Consider the following 23,139-nt stretch of genomic DNA (forward strand, 5'->3'; position numbering starts at 1 on the left):
GCTCAGCCCTCCAGTTTCCAGGTCTTGGGTTCGCGCGGCATGCCGAGCATGCGCTCGGCGATGATGTTGCGCTGGATCTCGTTGCTGCCGCCGGCGATCGACCAGTTGTAGGAGTTCATGAAGTCGACCATCCAGTTGCCCGTCTCCTGGGTCGCGCCGCGCATGAAGCCGCGGTCGTACTGCCCGGAAAGACCGGCGACGCGCTTGCCCAGGCGGGTGAACTCGCGCAGGGTCTCGGCGAAGTAGAGCTTGACGATGGACGCGTCGCCCACCTGCTCCTCGCCGGAGATACGGCGCATCAGGTAGCGGTCGGCCAGCGCGCAGGTGGCGTCCACGCGGGCGGACAGCTTGCCCAGTTCGTGGCGCAATGAGGCGTCGTCCTCACGGCCGGCCTCGCGCATGGCGGCGGTGATCATCGGCAGGCTGTAGCGCATGCGCTGGCCCAGTTCCACCAGGGTCAGGCCGCGCTCGGAGGCCAGCGTCGCCTGGGCCACCGCCCAGCCGTTGCCCTCCTCGCCCACGCGGTCTTCTACCGGCACTTCCACGTCGTCGAAGAACACCTCGGAGAATTCGTCGTCGCCGGTGATCTGGTGGATCGGGCGCACGGTGATGCCCTTGGCTTTCATGTCCAGCAGCAGGTAGGTCTGCCCCGCCTGCGGCGGGCCGGATTTATCCGTGCGCACGAGCAGCAGGCAGCGGTCCGCGTACTGGGCCATGGTCGACCACACTTTCTGGCCGTTGATCACGTAGCGGTCGCCCTTGCGCTCGGCGCGGGTTTTCAGCGAGGCCAGGTCGGAGCCAGCGTTGGGCTCGGAGAAGCCCTGGCACCAGACCTGCCCTTCGATGATGCCCGGCAGGTACTTGTCCTGTTGCTCCTGCGTGCCGCACTCGAACAGGGTGCAGGCGGCGTGGTAGAGGGAGACGAAGAACATGATCAGGCGCGGCGCATCGGCGCGCGCGACCTCCTCGAAAATTACTTTCTGCTCGGCCAGGGAGCGGCCGCCGCCGTGCCAGCCCTCGGGCCAGTGCGGGGTGGCGTAGCCGGCATCGACCAGCTTGCGGAACCAGTCGCGCTGGGCCTGGGCGAAGGCCTCCTGCTCGACGTTGGTCATCGCCTCGCGCCAACCGCTGGGGACGTTGTCCGCCAGCCAGTGGCGAATTTCCTGGCGCAGGGTATCGGTGGATTGTGCTTGGGTCATCGCTAGCCCTTTGTTGGTATGCGGCGTTGCTGAATCGCGAACGGGCGGACGCGCCCGTCAGAGGCAGACCTCCACCCAGTCGTCGACCACGCGCACCTCGTAGGTGGCGATGGGCTTGGTGGCGGGCAGGTCCAGGGGTTCGCCGGTTTTCAGGTCGAAGCGCGCGCCGTGCACCGGGCAGGTCACCTTGCAGTTGCGCACGCGGCCGTTGAACAGGGGTTTGTCCTGGTGGGAGCAAATCGCCGAGACCGCGAACAGGCCGTCGTTGGTGTTGCAGACCATCACCCAGGTGTCGTTGATCTTGGCGGCCTTCTTGCCGCCTACGGGGACGTCCGCAAGCGGGCAGAAGCGGGTAAATTCACTCGACAAAATATCCTACCTTCGATGCTGGCTGGGGGCGAAAAGCGCTTTGCAGCGCGCTTTTGCCGGGATTTTCGCAGGGCGTATTCAACCATTATCAGCGGCTCGAATAAAGCCTGAATTGGCGCCGGCACTGGCCGTGCGCGCACCGCCGATTGCCCTACAATGCAGAACCGGCAGGCGCTGCCCGCACTGCGCGGGCGTCGACTACCGGTTCCGGAAAGTGGCCGCGGCGTACCGCGGCCGCAGGTCTTAGGCGTTGTCCGCCACGTACTTGTCCACGGTTGCCTCGAAGTGGCGCACGCGGATCTCCTGGTAGTTGCCCAGGGTGATGCCGGGCTTGGCAGTCGCTTCCAGGCCCTCCTGCTGCAGCAGCAGGTTCTCGGTGTCCTGGTCGAGGATCTCGCCGAAACCGGGGTCCATGCCCTCGGCTTCCTTGAACGACTGGTGCTCCTCGAGCATGACGCACTCGGCGGGCTCGGGGCGGTTGCCATCCTTGGGCACCGGGCGCAGGAAGAACACTTCGTACAGGCACTTGCGGTGGTCGTTCGCGACCGGGCGGAAGCGGTAGACCATGGGCAGCGAGATGCCGGCGAACAGGAAGGTGTTCGGGAACACGGTGTAGGAGAAGCAGTCCAGCAGCTCGGAGTCGGACACGCCGGACAGGTCGCTGTTGGTGGCCTTCTCGAACATCTCGCGCATCATGTCGGCCATGCGCTGGCGGGCGGTCTCGCCCTCCTTCAGCTGGCGGTCGGCGCCGGAGAGCACCGAGCTGTCGCCGACGGTGAACTGGTCGAGTACGTCCTGCTCGGTGTACTGGCCGCGCAGGTGCGGGCTGAGTACGCCCAGCGAGGAGATGAAACGGTTCACGTGCTCGCCGTAGGTGTCGTACTGGGAGTTGGCGTCCGCGTTGGAGACCGCCACCTGCGGGTGGGTCTCGATCACGTGGTAGGCCTCCATGAAGGCCTCCATGGTCAGCTTCCAGTTGGCCGGGATGACCTTGGCGACGTGACCGACGATGTAGCGGTTTTCCATCTTCCAGGACTTCAGGTGGCCGAGGAAGTCGTCACCGAGGTACTCGGCCAGCGGCGGTGCATCGTGGTCCATGTTGATGAACACGAAACCGGCCAGCAGTTCGACCTTGGCTTCCGGCAGACCGAACTCGTCTTCCTTGACGTGGGGGAAGTCCCAGTCACACGTGGCTTTTTGCAGCGAGCCGTCCAGGTTCCAGGTCCAGCCGTGGAAGGGACAGGTGAACTCGCTGGCGCAGCCTTCGGTGTTGGAGGCGCGCAGTTTGGTGCCGCGGTGCAGGCAGGCGTTGTAGAAGGCCTTGACCTCGTTCTCCGCGGTGCGGGTCACGATGAAGGAATTGCGGCCGATGTCGTACACATAGTAGTCGCCGACCTCGGGGATGTGCTCCTCGCGGCAGGCGAACTGCCAGGTGCGGGTCCACAGGCGGTCGAATTCTTTCTGCGCGTAGGCCGGATCGACGTAGCGGTCGATAGTGACGTCGTCGCTGCCCATGTACGCGTAGGACTCGGAGCGAACCCAGGTGGGTGCGCCGACCTTGTCGCGGGCGATGATTTCCTGGGTGGTGGGCTCGTTCGGGCAGCGTGCCTGCCCCGGAGCCAGATTGCTTGCGTTGTCGAGAGCTTGTTCACTCATGGTAAACCTCCAGAACCTGTCTTATCTGCGCGTCGGCCAGACGCTTATGTCCGTTTGAGCCATTATGCCACTGCTCTCATTTTGCCCAAAATGACTGACTACGCATATCCATTTGCCTGAATCGACAACGGATTCAGCAATCTGTTGTTCTCGGACGGGAATTTCCATAATGTTTGATCTGGCGCAAGACGGAGGATATTCCAATGATAAGAGGCGTTCACCACTTCGCAGTCCACGTCAACGATATGGACAAAATGGTCAAATTCTACAAGGACGCGTTCGGCTTCGAACTGGTGGGAGAAGGATTCAGCTGGGAGAACGACGATTTTATCGACAAGATCGTAGATGTTCCCAACTCAGCCGCCCGCGGCTGCATGCTGCGTGCGGGCACCTGCTACATGGAGATGTTCCAGTACAGCGCCCCGGCGCCGAAATCCAGCCGGCCGCTGGACCCGCAGGACAAGGGCTACACCCACTTCTGCGTGGACGTGATCGGCATCGAGGAGGAATTCAAGCGGCTGCAGGGCCTGGGCATGACCTTCAGCCAGCCGGAGCCCATCAACGTGGGCCACGTGAAATCCATCTACGGTCGCGACCCGGAGGGCAACGTGATCGAACTCCAGGAGACCGTGAATTGCGATTTCCCCCTGGAGAACCTCGAGTCCGTCACGGCCTGAGGGCAAGGCGGCCCGAGGGCGGCGCCGGTCGGCCCGCCCCGGCGCAGCCGCAAATGCCCCCTCCCGGGCAAACACGCAGGGCCAACGGCGGCCGAGATGCGTAACATCCCAGACACGATCACGGCGCTTGCGGCCCACAGCCGCACGCGCCGCAAACACTGGCAAGACCTGGAAATACAGCGCGAGCACCGATGAGCAAAGCTGACGTAACACTCGATGACAAGTACCTGCAGGAAGGCGGGCAGGTGTTCATGTCCTCCAACCAGGCCCTGGTGCGCCTGCCCCTGGACCAGGCCCGGCGCGACCGCGCCGCCGGCCTGAAAACCGCGGGGTTCATCTCCGGCTACCGCGGTTCACCGCTGGGGGTCTACGACTCCGCCCTGTGGGGCGCACAAAAACTGCTCGACCAGTACGACATCAAATTCCGCCCGGGCCTCAACGAGGAACTGGCGGTCAGCTCTATCCGCGGTACCCAGGAACTGCAATGGTTCGGCAACTCCGAGTTCGATGGTATCTACGGCCTGTGGTACGGCAAGGGCATCGGCGTGGACCGCGCCTGCGAGTCGATCAAGCTCGGTAACTTCGAGGGCGCCTCCGCCAACGGCGGCTTCCTGGTGGTCGCCGGCGATGACCACGGCGGCAAGTCCTCGGACAGCGCACACCAGTCCGAGCACACCCTGATGGCGGCCATGGTGCCCATCCTCTACCCGGCGAATATCGCCGAGATCATCGAGTTCGGCCTGTTCGGCTGGGCCATGTCGCGCTTCTCCGGCTGTTACGTGGGCCTGAAGACTATCACCGACACCCTGGACCTCACCGGCTGTGTCACCCTGCCCGACCCGCACCGCCCGCTGGTGACACCCACCGACGTGACCATCCCGCCGGAGGGCCTCAACTGCCGCGAGAACCTGCCACCGCTGGTGGAGGAAGAATGGCTGGTGAACTACCGCCTGCCCGCGGCCACCGCATTTGCCCGCGCCAACGGCATCGACCGCGTGATCATCGACGGCGATAAACGCGAACTGGCCATCGTCAGCGCCGGCAAGGCCTACCTCGACGTGCGCCAGGCGCTGGACGACCTCGGCCTGGATGCCGCCGCCTGCGAGCGCCTGGGCATCCGCTTGTACAAGCCCGGCCTGGTCTGGCCGATGGACCCGGTGGGCCTCAACAACTTCGCCGGCGGCTCGCGCGCGGTGCTGGTGGTCGAGGAAAAACGCCCGGTGATGGAAGACCAGGTGGCGCGCCACCTGTACAGCCTGGACGGCGGCGAGCGCCCGGCACTGGCCGGCAAGCAGGACCTGGGCGGCGCCACGCTGCTGCCGTCGGTCGGCGAGCTCACCGTGGGCCGCATCCGCCACGCGATCAAGCGCGTGCTCGACCAGCTCGGCATCGTCGATGCGGACGTCGAGGCGGCCCATGCCCGCTACGAGCAACTCGAGACCAACTCGGCCAGCCTGGGCAGCGGCGTCATGCGCCCGGCCTACTTCTGCTCCGGCTGCCCGCACAACACCAGCACGAAACTGCCCGAGGGCTCGCGCGCCATGGGCGGCATCGGCTGCCACGGCCTCGCCGCGGTGGTCATGGACCGCGACACCATGCAGTTCATGCCCATGGGCCACGAGGGCTCGCCCTGGACCTCGGTGAGCCAGTTCGTGGACACCCCGCACATGTTCCAGAACATGGGCGACGGCACCTACTCCCACTCCGGCGTGCTGGCGATCCGCGCGTCTGTGGCGGCCAAGGCCAACATCACCTACAAGGTGCTGTACAACGACGCGGTGGCGATGACCGGCGGCCAGCCGGTGGAACAGCAGATCTCCCCGGTGGACATGGTCAACCAGCTGCTCTCCGAGGGCGTGCGGCCGGTGTACCTGGTGTCCGACCACCCGGAGAAATACCGCGGCATTTCCCTGCCCACCAACGCCAGCGTCTATCACCGTGACGAACTGGACAACCTGCAGAAAGAACTGCGCAAGATGAAGGGCGTCACCGGTATCGTCTACGAGCAGACCTGCGCCACGGAAAAACGCCGCCGGCGCAAGCGCGGCCTGATGGACGACCCGGACAAGCGCATCTTCATCAACCCGGAAGTCTGCGAGGGCTGCGGCGACTGCTCGGTGCAGTCGAACTGCATCAGCATCACGCCGCTGGAAACCGAGTTCGGGCGCAAGCGGCGCATCGACCAGTCCACCTGCAACAAGGACTACAGCTGCGTGAAGGGCTTCTGCCCGTCCTTCGTCACGGTGACCGGGGCGAAGATCGCGGTGAACGCCTCCGGCGACCCACAGCGCCTGGAAGCGCTGGTCGCCAGCCTGCCGGAACCGGCCCTCGCGCCGCTGGACGCGCAGGGTTACAACATCCTGGTCGGCGGTATCGGCGGCACCGGCGTGCTGACCATCGGCGCCCTGCTGGGCATGGCCGCGCACCTGGACGGCAAGGGCGCGACCATCCTCGACATGACCGGCATGGCGCAAAAAGGCGGCGCGGTGACCAGCCATATCCGCATCGGGCCGAGTCCCGAGGGCATTTACACCTCGCGCCTGACCGAAGGCATGAGCGACCTGGTGCTGGCCTGCGACATGATCGTCGGCTCCGGCACGCCGGTGCTGAAAACCGTTAAACCCGGCGTCACCGCGGCCATCCTCAACACCGACGTGGCCCCCACCGGCGACTTCCAGAGCAACAAATACCTGGACCTCGGCGAGGCGCGCCTGCGCGCGGCGATTCTCAAGGCGCTGGACGGCGGCCCCGCCTTCGACCTGCACGCCAGCAAGCTGGCCACCGACCTCACCGGCGACAGCATCGGCACCAACATCCTGATGCTCGGCTACGCGGCGCAAAAAGGCCTGCTGCCGCTGTCGGTCGCCGCCATCGAGGAGGCGATCCGCCTCAACGGCACCTTCGTCAAAGGCAACCTGCGCACCTTCGCCCTGGGCCGCCTCGCCGCCCACGACCCGGCGGCGCTGGCCGCGGAACTGGACGACCAGCCGGAGCCGGTGAAACTGGATACCGTCGACGATGTGCTGGCCAGCCGTGTGAAGCTGCTCACCAATTACCAGAACGCGGACTACGCGCAGCAGTACACGGATTTCGTTGCCGGCATCCGCCAGCAGGTGGCCGCGAAGCAACTCGACGGCGGCGAGGCATTCGTGCGCCAGGTGGCGCTGAGCCTGGGCCGGCTGATGAGCTACAAGGACTACTACGAGGTCGCCCGCCTGTACACCGACCCGAAGTTCACCCGGCGCATACGCGAGCAGTTCAGCGGCGACTTCGAGATGCACTTCAGCGTGGCGCCGCCGTTCATCTCCGGCACCGACCCGGCCACCGGGCGACCGAAGAAACGACAGTTTGGCCCGTGGATGATGGGCGCCTTCGGCATCCTGGCGAAGTTCAAGTTCCTGCGCGGCACCGCCCTCGACCCGTTCGGTTATTTCCACGAGCGGCGCCTGGAGCGGCGCATCATCGGCGAGTACCGTGAGATGGTCGAAAGCATGGTAGCGCGCCTGGATGCGGACAACCTGGACGCCGCGATTGCGCTGGCTGCCGCAGCCTTCGAGATCGCCGGCTACGGCCCGGTGAAAGAGGCCGCCTTCGAGCGCTATTACGCCAACCTGCCCGCGCTGCAGGCGGCTTTCGAGTCGCCCGCGGCCGCGCCGGCCGAGGCAGAATTATTGGAAGTCCGGCAAGTATAAAGGTACATTACGACCCGCAATTTTCAGGCCGTCAGCGGCACTTGCATGCCTCGCGAAGGGCGCAGTGCCCGGGCAATCCCCGCCAGACCGCCGCACCACGACAACACTGGAGACGACAAGCGTTATGACACTGAAAACACGTTTTAGCGAACTTCTGGGGATCGAGTACCCCATCGTGCAGGGCGGCATGATGTGGGTGGGCCGCGCGGAACTGGCGGCGGCGGTCTCCAACGCCGGCGGCCTGGGCATCCTCACCGCGCTGACCCAGCCGAGCCCGGACGACCTGCGCAAGGAGATCGAGCGCTGCCGGACCATGACCGACAAGCCCTTCGGCGTGAACCTGACCATCCTGCCCTCGGTGAACCCGCCGCCCTACGCCGAGTACCGCAAGGCAATCATCGAGATGGGCGTGAAGATCGTCGAGACCGCGGGCCACAACCCGCAGGAACACGTCGAGGACTTCAAGGCCCACGGCATTACCGTCGTGCACAAGTGCACCGCCGTACGCCACGCAGTTTCCGCGCAGAAGATGGGCGTCGACGCCATCTCCATCGACGGCTTCGAGTGTGCCGGCCACCCCGGTGAAGACGACATCCCCGGCCTGATCCTGATCCCCGCCGCCGCGGACAAGGTCACCATCCCGATGATCGCCTCCGGCGGCTTCGGCGACGGCCGCGGCCTGGTCGCTGCGCTGGCGCTGGGCGCTGAGGGCATCAACATGGGCACGCGTTTCTGCGCGACCAAGGAAGCGCCGATCCACGACAACATCAAGCAGCTGCTGGTGGAAAACGACGAGCGCGACACCAACCTGATCTTCCGCTCCCTGCGCAACACCGGCCGCGTGGCCAAGACCAGCCGCTCCTCCCAGGTGGTGGACATCCTCAAGAACCCGGAAGCCGAGTTCAAGGACGTGGCGCACCTGGTGAAAGGCGCGGACGGCCGCGTGGCGCTGGAGACCGGCGACGTGGACGCGGGCCTGGTGTGGGCCGGCCAGATCCAGGGCTTGATCCACGACATCCCCAGCTGCGAGGAGCTGATCAAGCGCATCGTCAGCGAGGCGGAAGCGATCATCAAGCAACGCCTGCCGGGCTGTGTCGGCTGATTCCACGGGCCGAGTGCTCACCCAGAAAAGGCCGCGCTTATGCGCGGCCTTTTTTATTGTGGCTCTCCAGTTGTGGCATTTCGACGAGGGGCGTCAGTGCTTCACGATCTTGTGTCAGGGCCAGCGCCAGGTGTATCTGTAGCACGCGCGCGTAGGCGTCATTGCCGGTGCACATCGCGGCAGGCGGCGCAATGCCGGAGCAGTGTTCTCATAAGCTGTTATTTCGCAAACCGCGCTCAAGGCCGAAAGAAGCTGTCTTCGGCCATGTACTCGGTCTTGACCACACGGCGGGCAATCTTCCACTGGCCGTCGACCTTGCGAAACTCGTCGATGTACAGGCCGCAGTGATCCAGGCCGATGCTGGTGTTGACCTGGAAGTAGGTGCGCCCGCGCGCGCTTTGCTCGCTGTCCAGGGTGATCTTCGACGTGGTCAGGTTGTGCCGGACAAACCCGGGATGCCGGGTCTCGCCGCGGCCATCGGAGACGCGCCGGAACAGGCCGTTCACAATCGCCTCGCGCCCCTGGAAGCTGAACTGCTCCGTGCGCAGTTCGGCGTCCTCGGTGAACACCGAGGCGAACTCCTCCACGCGCAGGCTATCGCCGGCAGTATTGTAGGTGGCCATGAGATCGCGGATTGCCTCGCGTGCCAGCAGCTCATCGATGGTCATTGTCTCGCTCCGTGTCCAGACCCGATAGGGCCGTAGTGTAACGGTTCAGGATCGCGTAAAAATACAGCCTTTCCCTGACACGCGAGCCGGCGCCGCCTGCGTGTCAGCAGCTCACAAGGCCCGCCAGCGCAAAAAACGTTACAACGCCCCTCTCGCGACGGCTTGTTCGCGATAGGCCAGCGCTCGGCCCTATGGCACAATCAGGCTGGGGGTCGCCGAGGGGGGCGGTCGCAGGTTGCCCGGGGCAAGGAGGCATGCATGCAATTTTTCCGGATCGTTTTTCTCACACTGCTGGCGACCCTGCCGGCGGTCGGTCACAGCACACCGTACTACTACACGTTTTCAGGCTACGTCACCGACTACGAGGATGACGCCGGTATCATCGCCGACACGCTGGACATGTCGACGCTTATCGGCCGTGCGGTGGAGTTCGTCTACCTCATCGACTTTGGTGCCAAGGGCAAGGTGACAAACAGCACAGGGGACGTCGTCGTACTGGAAGACTGGTCGAACGAGACGGTCAGCATGTCCTATTTCTATGCACAGGGTATCTCCGGCAGTCTCATCGAAGCGAAGGACGGCGGGTACTACAACACGGTGCCCGGGTTGATCACCCAGGCCGACATCCAGTATGGCTACAACATTGCGGATGAGCGGACGATAACCGGCGCTGTCGGCAGCGGCAGCGACGACGACGTGTTCGCGGTCAGCCTCGATGGCCTGGCTGTGCAGGACTGGACTATCGGACAGGTGGTGGAGGGCCTTGATTTCGCCAACGACAGTGAGGGCATGGCCAGCTTGATCTACTCCAGCCTCACGCTGACCAGCATCACGCCCGTCCCCATCCCGGCGGCACTGTGGCTGTTCGGCTCGGCAGTCCTCGTGCTGGGTTCGTTGAAGCGCTGTACTTGCGCTCGACGGTAAAGCCGAAGCAGTGAGTTCGCGCCACCGGACCGAGACACCCTGGCACCGAAAGCCATTCCAGCTTTGCGCATTCCTCGCCGCACTGGGCCTGTCCGCCTCCGCTGTGGCGCAGCAGGCCGACACCTGCCTCGACGTGATCCTCACCGGGACCAAGGGCGGCCCCAACGTCTACGGTGATCTCGCAGGGCCCGGCACGCTGGTGAGCTTCGGCCGGCGCGACAATAACTGCCGCGACCTGCTCCTGCAATTCGACGCGGGCAGGGCCACGTCCATTCGCCTTGCCCAACTGGGCATCATGGCCGGCGACCTCGACGCCCTGTTCCTGACACACACCCACTCCGACCACGTCCAGGGCCTGGCCGACCTCATGCAGTTGCGCTGGCACTACTATTCAGAGCGCCCGCCGCTGGATATGGTCAGCACCGTGGATGTTCGCGCGCCCGGCGGACATACGCTCAGCGCCGGGAAGCTTGCCGCGCATATCGCCGCCCCCTTCCTGGCCTCGGGTGAGATTGCCCAGCGTCACGCCGAGCGCCCGCAAACGGCGGCCGAGGGGCCCGCCGCCCTGCTCAACCCCATCCTCGTCGAGCGCCCGGACAAGCCCACCGCGGTGTGGCGCTCGGGTGCAGTTGTGGTTTCCGCCATCGCCTCGACGCACACCGCCAACCACCTGTCCTACCGCGTGGATACGCCGGCGGGCAGCGTGGTGATCGGCGGCGACGCATCCAGCGACACCCGCAAGCCGCCGCGCGAGCATTCGACGTCCGCACAGGTGGAGTTGCTGGCACAGGGTGCTGATGTGCTGGTCCACTCCACCACCCACCCGGTGATGGGGCCCGAGGCCGGCGGCGGTATGCCGGCGCCGATCTTCTACCGCCAGAGCACGGCGACCGACCTCGGCGCGATGGCGCAGCGCGCCGGTATTTCACACTACCTGCTGACCCACCTCACGCCCTCGCTGGGTGAGGTGCCCGGGGACGAGGGCTGGGCGATACCCGGCGCGCCCCTGGATGCCGGGGATTTCAAGGCGGCGGTGCGCGTCGGTGGGTTTACCGGCACGATTGTGGTCGGTCCCGACCTCGTGGGGCTGCGCCTGCCGGAGGGTCTTGCCCTGCAACCGCCGGCGCCCGGGTCTACCCCTGCGCCCTGACGCGCTGCGCGCCAGCTACCAGGTCTGTTCCGCGCCCGCCTCCACGACATGCCCCGATGCCACCGGGCAGGTGATGACATGCACGCCATCGAGCGGCACACCGAAGTGCCTGGCAAGGGCGCGTACCAGGCCGAGTTGCAGTGAGGAGAGCGCGGACGGCGACCACGCGGTGGGCAGGTAGAGGGTGGCCATGACCGGGTACGGTTTGCCGTACTGCCGGTCTGCCACCACTACGTTGACCGTCATTTCCGTGGCACCCACACCGGACTCCCGGCCCCAACTTTCGCAAAGATCCTCGCTGCCGAACTGGCAGGAGGCACTGACGATACAGTTTGCAATCGGCATGACACTCGCTCCCGGGGGCGCGCAGGCTCGCCCGCTATCAGTGCGCGGAATGCGGCGCCGGCTCCACCCATTTCACGCTGTGAATCACCTCGGACAGGTCGCAACTCTCCGTGCTGGTAAGACACCAGTTGCGCGGCTCGACGAGCGGCGCATCGTTCTTTGCATGGCGAAACTGCGATACCGCATGGTAGACCAGCCGGCGGGCCCGGCTCAGGCTGCCCAGCGGCAGCCACTCACCGGCGCCGTGCCAGGGGTTCATCGACAGGTTCTCACAGAATGCCTGCTGCGCCTCGCTGGTGAAGGACTGCGCGGGGATATGGATGCGCGCCACCGGCACGAACGGTGACGCCTGCTCCGACCAGACCACCGTGGCGTCATCCAGCGGCATGTTGCTGCCGGGCACCTGCGCCTGCAGCATGAAATCGAAGCAGGCGTCGCGATTGTCGAGCTGCTGCGCCATGGCTTCGGTAAGATAGTCGTGGGCCGAGGTATCCACGTCGCTGTCGAACACCATGCCGGGACAGTGCCGCACCGAGAACTTCACCGGCGTATCCCCCAGCTGGTAGGGCAGCATGGAGTAGTACTGAGGCTGCAGCGGTGTGGGAATTTTCGACGAAACGGTTTTGGCGGCGATGTACAGGCGCCGCGGGTGCAGGCGCGGCGGCCACAGGCTGACGAACCAGGCCAGGCGCTTGTTTTCCGCGAGAAACTGCATGTCGTCGACATAATCGAAAATATTGCGATTAAAGAATGCGGGCGTGTTGGTCATGATGAAATCCTGGGTACCCGTCATCCCCAGTTCCGGCGCGATGGGCGCGCCCTCCACCCCCATGACCTTGATCGCCATGCCGCGGGCGTCCCCTTTGCCGTCCGGTTGCACCAGCATGTCGCCGTTGGAAAAGCGGATCCAGGCCTGGTACTCCCGCGTCGGTTCGGCGAAAACGCTGTGCCGGTAGTGTGCCGGGATGTCGCCATTCACGGAGAAAGTCGCGCGCAGGCAGCCGGTAGCCTTGGCGTGGGCGTCGCGCCGGTAGGGTGCGCCGTTGATTTTCTCGGCCCAGGTCGAGATCTCCCGCCCGTACTCCATGGAGCGGCGGATGGCGAGTATTTCCTGCTCGCTGATCTCCATGCCCAGGGCATCGATGTCCAGGGTGTTCACGTTGGCAGGCTGCGCAGAGCGGTCCTGGGCACCGGCTGAGAGACTGCACAGTACCAGCGACGTTATCGCCAGGCGTTTTGCGTGTGCAATCACAGGCTCATCTCCTCGCCCTTCGGCAGCATATCGGTGATCCCGTGACGCAGGTGCGAACTGTTGCAGGCCTTTGCGTTCCACTCATCGGCGGGTGGCTGGCTATAGGCCGCCCAGTCCTGCGCGTCGCCACCGAGCGCCTCGGTGAACGCCGGGTTGCCCATTACCTTGAGGTATTCGAGCAGGGCGTAGCGCTGTGCCTCGTCGAGGCGCGGCCCGATACGGCCCGGCGCGTCGACGTCGGTGAACAGGTGGCCCGTGTTGTGGTTGCCGAGGATGCTGGCATCGTGAAAGAAACTGCCGGGTGACTTGCCGGTGACATAACCCAGCCGCTGCGGGTCGTACTCGCGATTGCCCACGTAGAAGCTACGCGGCCGCTCCTCCTGGGTGGACAGCAGGTCGTAGATGGTTGGCACCGAACCGTTGTGCAGGAACGGTGGCGTGGCCCAGACACCGTGCAGGGGGCGCGACTTGTAGGCGCGCTTGTTGGCGATGCGGAACGGCACGTTGAGTCCGTCGTAATTGGGAATCGCATCGCCGGTGATGTCCCAGCGCTCGTACAGCATCGGCACCAGGGTGTTGAGCAATAACTGCAGGCCATCGCCGGCGTTGACCGGGCTGGAACCCGGCACCAGTTTGCTGGCGTCGTAACGGTTGTCCATGAAGTTGTCGGCGAGCTTCGGGTCGGTGCCGATATGTTCGGTGGGAATCCAGGGAATCGACCAGATGTCGGCGCGCCAGTCCCTGCGCACCGGCTTTCCGTCGACCTCGCTGATCTCGCCGGCCATGTCCCACTGCCAGTTACTGCTGATCTGCCCTTCGATTTGCGGGTTCTGCTGGTCCGCCACCGGCCACTCCGGCGGCGGCTTCACATGTGGACCGTGGCAACCCTGGCAGTGCTGTGCAAACAGCTGCTTGCCAGCGGTGGCGCGGGCGATATCGATCTCGCCGAGGACGTCCTCCGGCCACTGCGGCGGTTTCAGCATGCGCAGCAGGCCCTCGGCGCAGTGCAGTCCGTCCACGTCGATCACCGTTTCGCCGAAGTCCTTGCCCTTAAGCGCCTTGCCTTCGGCATCCACCAGTTTGATCGGCGCCAGTACGCCGAGGCTCTCGCCCACGTTGCGCGCCATCGCCTGGTTGGTGAAGCCGGTGTATTGCACCCAGTTGAAGCGCCAGATGTCCCAGATGAACGGGTAGCTCGCCGGCGCATCCGCCGGGTGATAGTTGCCGGGTTCGTCGATGTCGTAGCCGAACACCACGTTGGCGATACGGCCCACCGCATCGACCCGGCCCCTGCCCTCTTCCACCGGGTAGTTCTTCGGTGAGCCGGCTCCGCCGACGAAATGCTTGATGGTATCCGCGAACCCGGCGAAGCGTTTTTTCAGCTCGTCGCGCCGGGCTTCGTCGGCACCGGCAACGCGGGTGGCGAAGCGGTCCCACTTGAAGGGGTTGTACAGGGTTTCGAACACGGATGCCGCCAGCGTGGTGATGAATTCACCGCGCTTGGCATTGGCCATGCTCTGCACCGCCTGGCCGCCATCCACGCGCAGCGCGGTGCCCTTGTAGTGCAGCTCACCCGTGTGGCAGGTGGCGCAGCCGATGTCCAGGCGCTCCTTCCCGGTCTTCGGGTCGACATGCCGGCCGAGGCCCACCGGCAGGTTGCCGGGATTGAGCTGGTCCGGCCGCTGTCCCGGCGCCACGATAAAACCCCAGCCGCGCAGGTTTTCCGCGGTGGCCAGGGGTTCGTCGGAGAGCGGCAGTTCGAGATTCAGGAACCACTGGTAGTCGATGCCCAGCAGTTCGGTGCCCTGGGGGGTGTAGTAAAAGCTCTGGCGCTCCTCCGGCGTCCACCCGTCGTTGAGATAGCGCACCGAGTAGATGGTCTCCTGCGTCAGGTTCGGGGTGAGGAACACCTTCGCCTCGTGCCACGCCACAACCGCGACCAGAACCAGCACGCACAACACACGGAACCAGCGCGGGCCGATACTCGTCCACAGCTTCCACGCCGCGTGTAGGATACCTCCCGCCCAGCGCGCGATAGAACCCGCCCAGCTTCGCAGCCTGTTCAGCATACTTCCCCCTCTTTCGCGTGCCGCGCCGGCCGTATCCCGCCTGTACGGCGATGAAGACCCACAAAGCGAACGCTATTTTTTTATGTAAGTTTCACGTTGATCGAACGGCACAGCCTGCGATTCGCGCAGCTTGGCTGCAATATTTTGCAGGTAGTTCTTCATGTAGTGCTGCACGATGCTTTCGTCGCCCAGGTTGTCCCAGAACGAATCCACGTCATAGCGCTCCACCTGGTGGTGCGTCTGGTAAACGTAGTATTTGCCCGGCAGCAGGATCAACTCCGGCCCCAGGTGTTCATAGGCACCGTGCACCGAATCCACCAGGTCGGTGGGCGGCAGCAGCGGCACGATGTCGTTCTCGTCGGCGATGCGCAACAGCGGCAGGTTCCTGTATTTCTGCACCCCGGCGCGGTTGGTGACTTTCGGCTGTCCGAAGTTGATCGAGGGCTTCAGGTCGTAGCCCTCCTCGTGCAGCATCATCATCAGCAGGGTGGCGATCGCGGCGCCCAGGGAGTGCCCGGTGACAATCACGGGCCTGGACTTATCGAGGTGCGGCTGCAGCGCGTTGAAGATCTCCCAGGCGCCCGCGTCAAAACCGTCGTGGACATAAATGCCAAGACTGGGATTGCGCGACTCCACATACTTGGCGTCCTCGCGAATATTCGGCAGGTTGGCCGTGCCGCGTACGGCGATGACCTGGGTTCCGGTGTGCGGCTCGACCTCGAGGTAGTACTGCACGTCGTTGCCGCGTGTGGTGGCCACCAGCACCGTGCCCGGGTAGGCCGCGCGAATCTCGGCCTCCGATTTATACGCCATGTCCGCGTGCTGCGCGTACCAGTCCACCTCGGCGAAGCTGATAGTTACCGCATCGATCGTGTGGTCTTCTTCGTGGCAGGCAAACAGCAGGGGCAACAGCGCCCAACAAAGCCATCTTCTTATCATTTGCATCCCTGGCCGATCGTCTGGCAAAGCTGTGCGCGAGTTCCTGTTCCTGACAAAAACCGCTCTGTTATCAGCGTATTTTGCCTTATAGTTATCGCGATAATAAGGCGAATCTCAGTTTTCTCACTTTTTTTGCGGGCACATTGGATGTACTCACGAATCGTGCTGGCGTTGCTCTTGCTCTGCGCCCAGATTGCCTTCGCCGCCCCGGCTATCGACGTCACCGTAGACGAGTCAGGCAACAAGACGACCGGCCAGTCCGAGATCCTGTTCGACCCACAGGCCAGCCTCACTGTCAATGAAGCCGCGGCGAAGTATGCGCTGGGCGAGTTTACAGCGCTCGACACGGCGGGTTCCACGGGCCTGCAACCCGGCGCGGTGTGGAGCCATTTCCAGCTGCACAATACCTCCGGGCAGGCGCTGACCCTGGATATCGAGTATGTCGACCACCAGCTGATCGAACTCGACGCGTTTCAAGCCCCGACCTCAAATGGCGGAAACTATACCCAGGTGGCGAGCCTGTCACTGCTGGCCCCGTTCGAGAGCCGGCCGGTCGCGCACAACCGCTTCGTATTCCAGGTAACGCTGGCACCGGACGAACGCCGGGAATTCCTGGTCAAGTTCAGTTCGCACCAGGCGGGGTTCGTGTTCCCCAGCATGCGTATCTGGGCGCCGGAAAAGCTGCGCCAGAACAACAACGCCGAAACCGCCATGGTCATGTTCCTGTTCGGCGGCATCTTCCTCATGTCGGTGGTGTCCTTCGTCGCGGCCCTCGCCACTCGGGACAGGACTTTTTTCAGCTACTCGGTTTACGCGCTGTCCAAGATCGTCGGCTGGTTCACCATCCTCGGCTACACCCACCAGTTCATCGTCAAACAGCACTACCACTGGTCCTACATGACGATCACCGGTGCCATCGGCATTATCTTCGGCATCATCTTTTCACGTATTTACCTGCAAACACGACAGCACACGCCGAGGCTGGATTACGTCCTGCTGTTCATGATGGCCAACGCGGTCTTCATGCTCGTGTGTACGATCTTCGACCTGAACACCCTGGCGATCAGTTCGATCACCCTCGCACTCCTGCTCTATCCCGCCATCTGTATCGCCGGTATCGTGCGCTTCCGCCAGGGTTCGCGCGACGCCGCGGTGTTCGCCGTGGCCTGGAGCCTGCTGGTGCTGGGCATGGTCGGACAGGCACTGCGCGACCTCGGCCTGGTGGGGCACAGCGAGTTCACCTACTACTGGCCGGCCTTCGCCTCGTTTGTGGAAATGATCGGAATCCTCACCGCCATGGGCCTCAAGGTGCGCCGGCTGCGGGTGCAGAAAGACAAGGCGGAATCCCGTTACATGGCACAACTGGAGTCCTCCAAGGTGGAACTGGAGATGCTCGTCAGCCAGCGCACCGCGGAACTGGAAAGGGCCAAGGAAGCGGCGGAGTTCGAGGCCAGGACAGACCCCCTCACCGGTGCGCACAACCGGCGCAGTTTTCTCGTGGAAGCACAGCGCTGCCTGAGCCTGGCACACCGCAAGGGCCAGCCGCTGAGTTTGCTGATGTTCGACATCGACCACTTCAAGGCAATCAACGACAGCTTCGGCCACAGCATGGGTGACGAGGCACTGCGCCAGTTCAGCAGCACCGTCGCCGGCAGCCTGCGGGACATGGACGTGTGGGGGCGCCTGGGCGGCGAGGAGTTCGCGCTGCTGCTCTACGAAGACAGCCAGGGCAGCCTGCTGACAGCGAATCGCCTGCTGGAAACGATACGCTCCATCAGCATACCCAGCGACGCGGGGGATTTGCGCTTTACCGCCAGCATCGGCGTCGCCAGCCTGGCGGCGGACGAGGACATCGAGACGCTGCTCAACCGCGCCGACAACGCGCTGTACCAGGCGAAAAACCAGGGGCGGGATTGTGTGGTGCAGGACCAGGCACTCGCAACGCAAGCCTAGGACCGGATTGTTCCAGACCTGTATCCTCCGCGCCGATCGCAGGCCTGGAATATCGACCTCGACTCGCTTCCACTATGACCGCTGTGAACAATCGAGCGAGACCCAGTCGCAGTTCTCCATGCGATAGAAGTGTGTGACGCTGCCGTCGATGACTCGCTCCTCGACAAAACCAAAACCCAGGCGCTTGCACAAGTGCGCCGAGTCCCGATTGCCCTCGTCGGTGGCCGCCAGCAGGTAGCGAAAGCCGAGCCGGCCGAAGGCGTAGGCGATGATCTCCGCGCAGGCCTCGCGCGCGTAGCCCTGCCCCGTAAAGTGCTGGTGCAGGGCGCACAGCAGTTGGGGCTGGGTCTCGCCATAGAAACACCACAGGCCGGCATAGCCGAGATAGGCCCCGCACTCCCTGGCGATGATCTTCCACAGGCCCCACCGGGCATCGAGAAAACACCGTTGCGACTGGTCCAGGATGTCGGCGGAGACGCTTTGCCCAATGAGCTCGTCATCCCACAGGTAGCGACGCACGAAGGCGTCCGTATTTATGGCGTGGAACTCTGCGAGGTCGGCCGGCGACAGCGGTACAAGCCTGAGCCTGGCGGTGTCCAAATCAAGCATGGTTGCGATCCTCATCTCTCGAGGTGGTCCGCAGGCGCGAGCGGCACCAGGCACGGCAGTCCGGTTAAGTCCGGACAACATGCACCGAAAGCTCGTGTGTTGCCAAGTGAAACTATTCCCTAGGCCACCGCTTTCCTGTTTAACTATACCCTCGATTTTGCCGGCCTGGTGTTCAACAGGTTGTACACCATAAGAGAACCTGCCTCGCGGGCAGGAATTCGAGCCGGGCCGGCTCCCGCGCGACCCCTCCAGCACAGTGCAGCGGTAGCGCAGGCTTCCAGTCTCGATAATGTCCGAACAAGGAACCCGCATGAACGACAAGATTCAGGATTTTGAAGCGCACGATTTCTTTCGCAGCGACTTCTTCGTCAATGACCCCTACGCCTACTTCGACTACCTGCGGGACAAATCGCCGGTGTTCCGCGAGCCGCACCAGGGCATTTACATGGTCACCGGCTACGACGAGGCGCTCGAGATCTACAACGACCCGGACCGTTTCTCTTCCTGCATGTCCACCACCGGTCCCTTCGCCGGCTGCCCGATTCCGCTCGAGGGCCATGAGAACGAGGATATTTCCGAGCTGATCGAAGAGTACCGCGACAAGACCCCGTTCCACGACCAGCTGCCGACCCTCGATCCCCCGGTACACACGGACCACCGCTCCCTGCTGATGCGCCTGATCACCCCGGTGCGCCTGAAGCAGAACGAGGACTACATGTGGGATCTGGCCGGCAAGCAGATCGACACCTTCATCGCCGATGGCGAATGCGAATTCATGGCCGCCTTCGCCCAACCCTTCGCGGTACTGGTGGTATCCGACCTGCTGGGCGTGCCCGCCGCGGACCGCATCCAGTTCCGCAAGCAACTGATCCGCCAGGAACAGGAAAGCGCAGCCATCGGCGGCACCGCCGACAAGGAAGTGCAGCACTCGCCGCTGGAGTGGCTCTACGACACCTTCTCCAGCTACATCGAGGACCGCCGCGCCAACCCGACCGGCGACATCCTCACCGGGCTGGCGCAGGCCACCTTCCCCGACGGCTCGGTACCGGAGCCTATCGACGTCGCGCGGGTCGCCTCCAACCTGTTCGCCGCCGGCCAGGAAACCACCGTGCGCCTGCTGAGCTACGCCTTCCAGCTGATCGGCGACCGCCCGGACCTGCAAAAGCAGCTGCGCGAGAACCGCGACCTGATCCCCAACTTCGTCGAGGAGTGCCTGCGCTTTGAAGGCCCGGTGAAGGGCGACTTCCGCCTGGCCAAGAAACCGACCCAGGTCGGCGGTGTGGACATCCCCGCGGGCAGCTTCCTGTTCATCGCCAACAGCGCCGCCAACCGCGACTCCCGCCAGTTCGACAACCCCGGTGAATTCCAGCTGGACCGCGCCAACGCCCGTCTGCACGTGGCCTTCGGCCGCGGTCGTCACGCCTGCCCCGGCGCGCCCCTGGCACGGGCGGAGGCGGTGGTCGCCCTCAACCGCATGTTCGACCGCACCACCGACATCCGCATTTCCGAGAAGGTGCACGGGCCGGCCGGCGCGCGCAACTACAGCTACCTGCCCACTTTCATCCTGCGCGGCCTGACCCACCTGGCCATCGAGTTCGACGCAGCTCCGGGTGATGCGTAATGAAGGTCACGGTAGACGCAAACATCTGCGCCGGTTTCGGCGTGTGCCTGGGCCTGTGTCCGGAGGTCTTCGAACTGCACGATGACGGCTACGCCGTGGTGCTGGTCGGCGAGGTGCCCGAGGAACACGAAGAAGCGGTGCGCGCCGCGGTCGGGCAGTGCCCGGCCAATGCGATCTCGGTCAGCGACTAAAGCTGGGCGCAAACTGCGTGGACGGGGCTAGTGTGCAGCCCCGTCCGCTTTCTCGCCGGCCGGCTCCCAGTCCGGGTAGCGCGGCATACTCAGCATCAACCCGCCACCGAGCAGGCACCCCGCAATCCCCGCCAGCAGGAACCACCGGTATTCACCGGAGTAGTCGTATACCAGCCCCGCCAGCAGCGGCCCCAGCCCCGCGGCCAGTGCCATCAGCGAGGACATCACGCCGTAGATGGCGCCGAAGTTCTTCATGCCCGCATAGCCCGCGGTGAGGAAACCGGTGATGTGGGTCTTGGTGCCCGCGGCGTACCCGTTGACCACCAGCGCGATGAGAATCAGCGTCGGCGAGTGGATGCCGTAGAGCAGCAGCGCAAACACCAGCGCGGCGACACCCAGGGTGATACCGCCTACCCAGTTCGGCCGGTAGCGGTCCAGCAACACGCCGGTGACCAGCTTGCCGATGATGCCGGCGATGCCGGAAAGCCCCACCAGCCACGCCGCCCGGTCGCGCTCGACGCCCGCCTCGGTGAGGATCGGGAACAGGTGAATGGCCAGGCCCATGGTCAGCAGCATGACAATAAAATTGGAAATCGCCAGCCGCCAGATCGCGGAGTCGCGCCAGGCCTGGGGAATGGTCAGGCCGGTAAGCTCGGCGGCGGGCGGCGGCGCACTGGCCTCGCGGCCGGCGCGCTCATCGGATTTGCGTTGCCGGGCCAGGCGGTCGCGATAGTCGAACAGGAACAGCAGGCAGGCCACCAGGGTCACCCCGCCCCAGCCCAGGCCGAGCCAGACGAAGCCGCCGCGCCAGCCGAACTCGGTAATCAGGTAGTTGCCCAGCGGCGGCACGGCGGTCTGCGCCACCGCGGTGCCGGCCAGCGTCAGCCCCAGGGCGAGGCCGCGCGATTTCTGGAAGATACCGACCACCGCCGTGGTCCACACCGTGGACTTGATGCTCACCGAGACCACGCCGAACACCAGCCACAGCGCCACCCACTGCAGCTGTGAACCGCCCAGCAGGCTGAAGGAGAGTATCGAGCAGGTGGTCAGCACCAGGCCGGGCAACGCCACCTTGCGCGCACCGAAGCGGTCGACGCACACGCCGAGGAACGGCCCGAGGATGGCGTTGACAATGGTCGCGATGGAGGGACCCGAGGAGAGCAGTGTGCGGCTCCAGCCGAATTCCTCGCCCAGCGGCCCCATGAACAGGCCAGTGCTGGCGAGCATGACGGAGTAGAAGGCAAAGCCAAGCGACGCCGCGAGCACCAGCGTCCAGCCAGCCCGCCATTCCTGTTGCGCCGTCGCCGGCATGTCACCCATCGTCTCCCCTCCCGGGGTTGCGTAGTCCTGCGCTCAGATGCCCGCGGCAAAGCCCCCGGTCACGCGCAGGGTCTCCCCGGTGATGAACTTCGCCGTCGGCCCGGTAAGGAACAGCATGGCGTCGACGATGTCCTGTTCCTCGCCGTCCTGGCTGAGGAACTGCATCGACTTGATGCGGCCCAGGGTGCCGGGGTCCATTTCCGAACGGATGGTGTCGGTGAGGATCACCCCGGGGGCGATCGCATTGACCCGTATGCCATCGGCCGCGAGTTCGCGGGCAAAGGTCATGGTCAGGCCGATCACCGCCAGCTTCGAGGTGCCGTAGCCGCCGCCGGAGAACGCCGCCGCGGAGGCGATGTTGACCACGCTGGCGCCGTCGCGGCCGGCCATGTAGGGCGCGGCAATCAGGGTGCAGGCGACAGTACCCATCACGTTCACATCAAACAGCCGGCGCACTTTCTGCAGCCCCATTTCGGCCAGGGGACGGCTGTATTCGTGGCTGTGCAGGCCGGCGTTGTTGATCAGGATATCGATACCGCCGTGGGCCTGCGCGATCTCTTCGCACACCGCCTGCATGCGCGCCTCGTCGGTCACGTCTGCGGCGATGCCGAAAGCGTTGGCGCCAATCTGCGCGGCGGCAGCCTCGGCTACCTCGCTATCCAGGTCGACCAGGTAGACGCTGGCGCCGCCGTCGGCGAGGGCCTGGCTGAACGCCTTGCCGAAGCCGCGGCCTCCCCCGGTAACCACCGCCACCTTGCCTGCGTAATTCGTACTCATGGTGTATCGCGTTCCTCTGTCGTGGTTGATCGTGAATCAACCACTGTACCGCGCCGCTATGCCCCTGGGGATATCGGATTCCGGCCATCGTGTCGCCTGCGGTAACCGGTGCAGCACGCTGGCCGGGGCACCGTCAGCGGGTGAAACCAATAGATCTGGAGGACTTCAGCTCGGGCGGATCGGAGAGAGCCCCTGCACATCGATGGGGTTGCGCCTGCGACAGCGGCGAACCTCAGGTAGTGATCACCCGTTCACCAAACTCGCCATACACTACCGCATACACATCGCTGAGGTCGATAGCGTCAGTCATGGTCAGCAGCTGGTTCTCGGCCATGCCGGTGAGTTGGGCCAGCACGGCATTGACGTCGTCGGTCTCCAACTCGTAGATGGACATGTAGGGCCAGGCGTCGCCTTCCACCAACGCGACCTCCATACGGAATCGCTGGGCGGCCTGGATGCCGGGGATCGAAGTCAGCTCCGGCAGGTGGACGGTCTGGTACCACTCGTTGTACTCGTCCTCACGGCCTTCGACAGGGCGTGAGAGCACCACGAACTTGTAGCTTGCCATGCGCACCTCCGGGGGATGCGGTTTTTATTGTCGGGGTTGTTTACCGCTGCTGGTCGCG

General features: G+C 64.6%; 20 protein-coding genes. 8 read left to right on the top strand and 12 right to left on the bottom strand.

What is annotated here, in order from left to right:
• Nucleotides 1-2 precede the first annotated feature (2 nt).
• From E4634_RS18840 to E4634_RS18850, 3 genes are all read right to left on the bottom strand, one after another.
• A complete protein-coding gene (locus E4634_RS18840) occupies nt 3-1,199 on the bottom strand; it encodes an acyl-CoA dehydrogenase family protein (RefSeq protein ID WP_135446222.1) in 1,197 nt (398 codons plus the stop codon).
• A 57-nt stretch (nt 1,200-1,256) separates the two neighbouring features.
• Nucleotides 1,257-1,568 carry a Rieske (2Fe-2S) protein gene (locus E4634_RS18845; RefSeq protein WP_206046952.1) on the bottom strand — a complete coding sequence of 104 codons (312 nt, stop codon included), beginning with the start codon at nt 1,566-1,568 and terminating at the stop codon, nt 1,257-1,259.
• A gap of 243 nt (nt 1,569-1,811) precedes the next feature.
• Nucleotides 1,812-3,224, bottom strand: a complete 1,413-nt coding sequence (locus E4634_RS18850; RefSeq protein WP_135446224.1) for an aromatic ring-hydroxylating oxygenase subunit alpha — start codon at nt 3,222-3,224, stop codon at nt 1,812-1,814.
• 203 nt (nt 3,225-3,427) lie between these two features.
• On the opposite strand from E4634_RS18850, the gene E4634_RS18855 reads away from it, so the two are divergent.
• The 3 genes from E4634_RS18855 (at nt 3,428) to E4634_RS18865 (ending at nt 8,695) form a co-directional block, all read left to right on the top strand.
• Nucleotides 3,428-3,901 carry a VOC family protein gene (locus E4634_RS18855; protein WP_135446225.1) on the top strand — a complete coding sequence of 158 codons (474 nt, stop codon included), beginning with the start codon at nt 3,428-3,430 and terminating at the stop codon, nt 3,899-3,901.
• Nucleotides 3,902-4,092: 191 nt separating this feature from the next.
• Nucleotides 4,093-7,593, top strand: a complete 3,501-nt coding sequence (locus tag E4634_RS18860; RefSeq protein ID WP_135446226.1) for an indolepyruvate ferredoxin oxidoreductase family protein — start codon at nt 4,093-4,095, stop codon at nt 7,591-7,593.
• Nucleotides 7,594-7,717: 124 nt separating this feature from the next.
• Nucleotides 7,718-8,695 carry an NAD(P)H-dependent flavin oxidoreductase gene (locus E4634_RS18865; protein WP_135446227.1) on the top strand — a complete coding sequence of 326 codons (978 nt, stop codon included), beginning with the start codon at nt 7,718-7,720 and terminating at the stop codon, nt 8,693-8,695.
• A gap of 236 nt (nt 8,696-8,931) precedes the next feature.
• On the opposite strand, the gene E4634_RS18870 is transcribed toward E4634_RS18865, so the two are convergent.
• Nucleotides 8,932-9,363, bottom strand: a complete 432-nt coding sequence (locus tag E4634_RS18870) for a nuclear transport factor 2 family protein (RefSeq protein WP_135446228.1) — start codon at nt 9,361-9,363, stop codon at nt 8,932-8,934.
• Nucleotides 9,364-9,621: 258 nt separating this feature from the next.
• Between E4634_RS18870 and E4634_RS18875 the strand changes: the two genes are divergently transcribed.
• The gene (locus tag E4634_RS18875; protein WP_135446229.1) at nt 9,622-10,287 is read left to right on the top strand and encodes a hypothetical protein; all 666 of its coding nucleotides are present in this window, start codon (nt 9,622-9,624) and stop codon (nt 10,285-10,287) included.
• Nucleotides 10,288-10,297: 10 nt separating this feature from the next.
• On the top strand, nt 10,298-11,437 hold the full coding sequence (locus E4634_RS18880; protein ID WP_135446230.1) for an MBL fold metallo-hydrolase: 1,140 nt from the start codon (nt 10,298-10,300) through the stop codon (nt 11,435-11,437).
• 15 nt (nt 11,438-11,452) lie between these two features.
• Here the strand turns inward: E4634_RS18880 and E4634_RS18885 are convergent, their stop codons facing one another.
• The 4 genes from E4634_RS18885 to E4634_RS18900 form a co-directional block, all read right to left on the bottom strand.
• Nucleotides 11,453-11,782 carry a hypothetical protein gene (locus tag E4634_RS18885; protein ID WP_135446231.1) on the bottom strand — a complete coding sequence of 110 codons (330 nt, stop codon included), beginning with the start codon at nt 11,780-11,782 and terminating at the stop codon, nt 11,453-11,455.
• 37 nt (nt 11,783-11,819) lie between these two features.
• Nucleotides 11,820-13,034 carry a catalase family protein gene (locus E4634_RS18890; protein WP_240725251.1) on the bottom strand — a complete coding sequence of 405 codons (1,215 nt, stop codon included), beginning with the start codon at nt 13,032-13,034 and terminating at the stop codon, nt 11,820-11,822.
• The gene (locus tag E4634_RS18895; protein WP_135446232.1) at nt 13,031-15,103 is read right to left on the bottom strand and encodes a di-heme-cytochrome C peroxidase; all 2,073 of its coding nucleotides are present in this window, start codon (nt 15,101-15,103) and stop codon (nt 13,031-13,033) included. The genes E4634_RS18890 and E4634_RS18895 overlap by 4 nt, the downstream gene beginning before the upstream one ends.
• Before the next feature lie 72 nt (nt 15,104-15,175).
• Nucleotides 15,176-16,042, bottom strand: a complete 867-nt coding sequence (locus tag E4634_RS18900; RefSeq protein WP_135446233.1) for a lipase family protein — start codon at nt 16,040-16,042, stop codon at nt 15,176-15,178.
• A gap of 147 nt (nt 16,043-16,189) precedes the next feature.
• Between E4634_RS18900 and E4634_RS18905 the strand changes: the two genes are divergently transcribed.
• A complete protein-coding gene (locus E4634_RS18905; protein WP_135446234.1) occupies nt 16,190-17,995 on the top strand; it encodes a sensor domain-containing diguanylate cyclase in 1,806 nt (601 codons plus the stop codon).
• A gap of 72 nt (nt 17,996-18,067) precedes the next feature.
• Here the strand turns inward: E4634_RS18905 and E4634_RS21540 are convergent, their stop codons facing one another.
• On the bottom strand, nt 18,068-18,604 hold the full coding sequence (locus E4634_RS21540) for a GNAT family N-acetyltransferase (protein WP_167854988.1): 537 nt from the start codon (nt 18,602-18,604) through the stop codon (nt 18,068-18,070).
• Nucleotides 18,605-18,914: 310 nt separating this feature from the next.
• Between E4634_RS21540 and E4634_RS18915 the strand changes: the two genes are divergently transcribed.
• Together E4634_RS18915 and E4634_RS18920 are read left to right on the top strand one after the other, a co-directional pair.
• Nucleotides 18,915-20,225: a cytochrome P450 gene (locus tag E4634_RS18915; RefSeq protein ID WP_135446236.1), complete on the top strand. Its 1,311-nt coding sequence runs from the start codon at nt 18,915-18,917 to the stop codon at nt 20,223-20,225.
• Nucleotides 20,225-20,416, top strand: a complete 192-nt coding sequence (locus E4634_RS18920; protein WP_135446237.1) for a ferredoxin — start codon at nt 20,225-20,227, stop codon at nt 20,414-20,416. Before E4634_RS18915 ends, E4634_RS18920 begins: the two co-directional genes overlap by 1 nt.
• A gap of 27 nt (nt 20,417-20,443) precedes the next feature.
• Here E4634_RS18920 and E4634_RS18925 read toward each other — a convergent pair whose 3' ends face one another.
• The 3 genes from E4634_RS18925 to E4634_RS18935 all read right to left on the bottom strand — a co-directional run bounded on the left by E4634_RS18925 (nt 20,444) and on the right by E4634_RS18935 (nt 23,081).
• Nucleotides 20,444-21,736, bottom strand: coding sequence for an MFS transporter (locus E4634_RS18925; RefSeq protein ID WP_135446238.1), 1,293 nt, complete (start codon nt 21,734-21,736; stop codon nt 20,444-20,446).
• Nucleotides 21,737-21,769: 33 nt separating this feature from the next.
• Nucleotides 21,770-22,513 (bottom strand): SDR family NAD(P)-dependent oxidoreductase, encoded by a 744-nt coding sequence (locus tag E4634_RS18930; protein WP_135446239.1) that lies wholly within the window; start codon nt 22,511-22,513, stop codon nt 21,770-21,772.
• Between the two features lie 232 nt (nt 22,514-22,745).
• The gene (locus tag E4634_RS18935; RefSeq protein ID WP_135446240.1) at nt 22,746-23,081 is read right to left on the bottom strand and encodes a DUF4286 family protein; all 336 of its coding nucleotides are present in this window, start codon (nt 23,079-23,081) and stop codon (nt 22,746-22,748) included.
• Nucleotides 23,082-23,139: the final 58 nt, after the last annotated feature.

This window comes from Mangrovimicrobium sediminis (assembly GCF_004745945.1).
GTDB lineage: Bacteria > Pseudomonadota > Gammaproteobacteria > Pseudomonadales > Halieaceae > Mangrovimicrobium > Mangrovimicrobium sediminis.